Source organism: Anaerosporobacter sp. (assembly GCF_965301125.1).
Genome location: NZ_CBDLAM010000276.1, coordinates 1 through 3,734, shown reverse-complemented (window position 1 = coordinate 3,734; position 3,734 = coordinate 1). Strand labels below are relative to the sequence as shown.

Sequence of the window (3,734 nt, the reverse complement as noted above, 5' to 3'; positions counted from 1 at the left end):
TATAATCGTGGAATAGAGTAGGTGATCAGATGGAGAATTTAGTAATAGAATTGTCAAGATATTTAATAATAATCTTATTGGCAATCTACACTCTATATTGTTTTACTGTCTTTCGTAGTAGTGATAAGAAAAGACAAAATAGTAAATTTAACAAACAAATAGGTTTAATGTATGCGATACATTTCATCTGCTATCTTGTATTGTTTTTAGAGACTAAGAATATGCAGATCATAATCTTATATCTGTTTGAGATAGCATTTTTTGCGATTGTACTAGCAGTATATAAGGTTGTGTATAAAAATTTATCGCGCTTGATTTTGAATAATATGTTAATGCTATTAATGTTTAGTTTTGTAATGCTAACGAGGCTATCTTATTCATTGGCAGTTAAGCAATTTGCAATAGCTAGTATATCAATAGCAATCTGTGTAGTCGTACCGTTCATTATTGATAAAACAAAATGGATTGAGAATCTTGGGTTTGTTTATGCAGTCATAGGTATTGGTTTGTTATTAGTTGTATTAGTTTTTGGACGAACACAGTATGGAGCTACAAACTGGTTGTATATCGGTGGCGTTGGATTTCAACCTTCTGAGTTTGTGAAGATATTGTTTGTATTTTTCATTGCATCATTATTATCAAAAACCAGTGATTTTAAACAAGTTGTAATAGTATCTGTACTAGCGGGTGCACATGTTATATTATTAGTACTTGAGAAAGATTTAGGTGGAGCTCTTATATTCTTCATTACTTATCTAATGATGATTTATGTTGCTTCTAATAATGCTGGTTACCTTGCTTTGGGTCTATTTGGTGGTTCGGCGGCTGCTTTCATAGCATATAAGTTATTCAGCCATGTAAGAGTTAGGGTTATGGCATGGAAAGACCCATGGAGCCATATAGATAGAGAAGGATATCAGATAACACAATCTTTGTTTGCAATAGGAACTGGGGGTTGGTTTGGCCTTGGTTTAGGAAAAGGTTTGCCAAGTAGTATTCCTGTAGTAGAGAGTGACTTTGTATTCTCAGCGATATCTGAGGAACTTGGGGGTATTGTAGCTTTTTGTATCATTCTAATCTGTTTGAGTTGTTTTATCATGTTCATTAATATTGCTATGAAGATGAAACGGACTTTTTATAAATTAACTGCATTAGGATTAGGTATTGTGTATGGATTTCAAGTGTTTTTAACGATTGGTGGCGTAACGAAATTCATACCTTCTACAGGGGTTACTTTACCATTAATTAGTTATGGTGGTAGTTCTGTATTAAGTACAGTAATTATTTTCTGCATTATACAAGGCTTATATGTACGTAACAAATAATTACTTATCAAGATGAATGAGGATGATTAGGTTGATAGGAAAGAAAAATCAGAATAACAATAAAAATCAGAAACATAATGAGAAAACAAGTAGGAAGACGAACAAACAAATGTCAAATAAATCTACTAAGCAACCAGCTAAAAAGTCTTATAATTATTCTACTAGTGAATATGATGAAGACGACTATAGTGCGATGATTAAACAATCATTGGAAGAGGAAGGTTTCTTTGAGAATAATTCTAGTAGGGAAGATAATACTGTTTATAGAGAGCATCAAGAGCCTATAAAGCAAAAGCCAAATAAGCAGCAAAATTCTAAAAAGAAAGCGAAACAAAATGTAAAGCAAAATTCGAAACAAAACTTGAAGCAAAAATTAAAATTAAATTCGAAGCAGAATTCAAAAAAGAATTCACAGCAAAATATGCAACACGATGCACAACAAGCTTTACAGGAAAATTTGAACGGGAAAACGAAACGTCGTAGTTCAAATCGTGAGATTCTAGTTGTGACTTATATTTTTATTGGGCTATTTGTTTTATTACTTGCTAATTTTGCACATTTCTTGTTTGCTGATAGTAAGGCTGTAATTAACAATACGTATAACAAACGTCAGGATTTATTAGCAGAGAGAGTTGTCAGAGGGCAGATACTTGGTAATAAAGGTGAAGTTTTAGCACAAACAATAGAAGATGATGATGGAAATAGTAAACGTGTTTATCCTTATAGAGATATGTTTGTACATGTAGTAGGAAGATTTGATAAGGGCAAAACAGGTATCGAGCTATCAGAAAACTTTAATATGTTAACTTCAAATGCAAATCCAATAGAAAAAATCATTAATGAGTTATCGGAGAAGAAAAATGTTGGTGATAATATTGTAACAACGTTAGATGTAGAGTTACAAAAGGTCGCATACGATGCTCTTGGTAATCATAAAGGTGCTGTAGTAGTATCAGAACCAAGTACAGGTAAGATTTTAGCTATGGTATCAAAACCAGATTATGATCCAAATCAGATCACATCTCAGTGGGAGAATTTGACCGACGATAGTGATAATAATTCTGCTTTGATTAATCGAGCTACACAGGGATTGTATCCTCCTGGTTCTACATTCAAGATTGTTACAGCTCTACAATATATGAGAGAAAACTCAAATTATAAGAAATTTAAATATACATGTAATGGTAGTTTTACAGTGGATGGTATGACGATTAACTGCTACAATCATAAGGTTCATGGTACTGTTGATCTAAAAACAGCTTTTGCTAAGTCTTGTAATGCAACATTTGCGTCAATTGGAACAAAACTCAGTAAAAAGTCTTGGCTTAGTACTTGTGACTCGTTATTGTTCAATTCTGAACTGCCATTACCATTTTCATATAAGACGAGTTCTTTTACTCTAAATTCTGATTCAGAAGATACTTTAACATCGCAGACGTCAATTGGTCAAGGAAATACATTAATTACACCAATGCATAATCTTATGATTGTAAGTGCGATTGCTAATGGCGGGACATTAATGAAACCATATGTAGTTGATCATATTGAAAATTATGTTGGTGATGTTGTTAGTAAGAATATGCCTTCTTCATATGGTGACTTAATGACAGCTAAAGAAGCGAAAGCACTTACTGATATGATGGAAGAAGTTGTGAGCGATGGAACTGGATATAAATTAAGTAGTAGCAAGTATCAAGCAGCAGGTAAAACAGGTTCTGCTGAATATGATTCGGGAAAATCTTCTCATGCTTGGTTCGTTGGATTTGCACCTTCAGATAATCCACAGATTGCAGTTAGTGTTATTGTGGAAGGAGCTGGTACTGGTAGTGATTATGCTGTACCAATAGCGAAAAAAATCATGGATAATTATTTTAGCCGATAAGAGGAAAACTATTTTCTTGCCAATGTTCGTAAAATATAACAAAACTCGCCATATTTTTTGGTTGAAAATCACTATGAAAAGAGGTATACTATCTTTAGGACAAGACACACCATAGTACAGGAGGAATTGCGATGATTGAGGCAACGAGCTGTGGCGGTGTGGTTATATTCAGAGGAAAGATATTATTACTGTATAAGAACTATAAGAACAAATACGAAGGTTGGGTTTTACCAAAGGGTACGGTAGAAGAAGGCGAAGAATATAAAGAGACTGCCATCCGTGAAGTAAAGGAAGAAACCGGAGTAGATACCAGTATCATTAAGTATGTTGGAAAGAGTCAATATACATTTAATACACCTTCTGATTTAGTGTCAAAAGATGTACATTGGTATTTGATGATGTCTGATAGTTATTATAGTAAACCACAACGTGAAGAGTATTTTATGGATTCAGGTTATTATAAGTTTCATGAGGCATATCATTTATTAAAGTTTTCTAATGAAAAGCAAATTTTAGAAAAAGCATAT

3 protein-coding genes are annotated in these 3,734 nt (G+C 33.1%); all 3 read left to right on the top strand.

Annotated features, from left to right (window positions below):
- Window positions 1-29: 29 nt before the first annotated feature.
- Window positions 30-1,325, top strand: coding sequence for an FtsW/RodA/SpoVE family cell cycle protein (locus ACW2QF_RS18595; RefSeq protein WP_455717510.1), 1,296 nt, complete (start codon window positions 30-32; stop codon window positions 1,323-1,325).
- Window positions 1,326-1,347: 22 nt separating this feature from the next.
- Window positions 1,348-3,207, top strand: a complete 1,860-nt coding sequence (locus tag ACW2QF_RS18590; protein ID WP_455717509.1) for a penicillin-binding transpeptidase domain-containing protein — start codon at window positions 1,348-1,350, stop codon at window positions 3,205-3,207.
- Between the two features lie 131 nt (window positions 3,208-3,338).
- On the top strand, window positions 3,339-3,734 hold a 396-nt coding region (locus ACW2QF_RS18585), incomplete at its 3' end, for an NUDIX hydrolase (protein ID WP_455717508.1).

What these genes read in the sequence shown, in the direction of transcription:
- ACW2QF_RS18595 (WP_455717510.1), top strand. Translation starts at nt 30, where the DNA reads ATGGAGAATTTAGTAATAGAATTGTCAAGATATTTAATAATAATCTTA.
- ACW2QF_RS18590 (WP_455717509.1), top strand. Translation starts at nt 1,348, where the DNA reads ATGATTAGGTTGATAGGAAAGAAAAATCAGAATAACAATAAAAATCAG.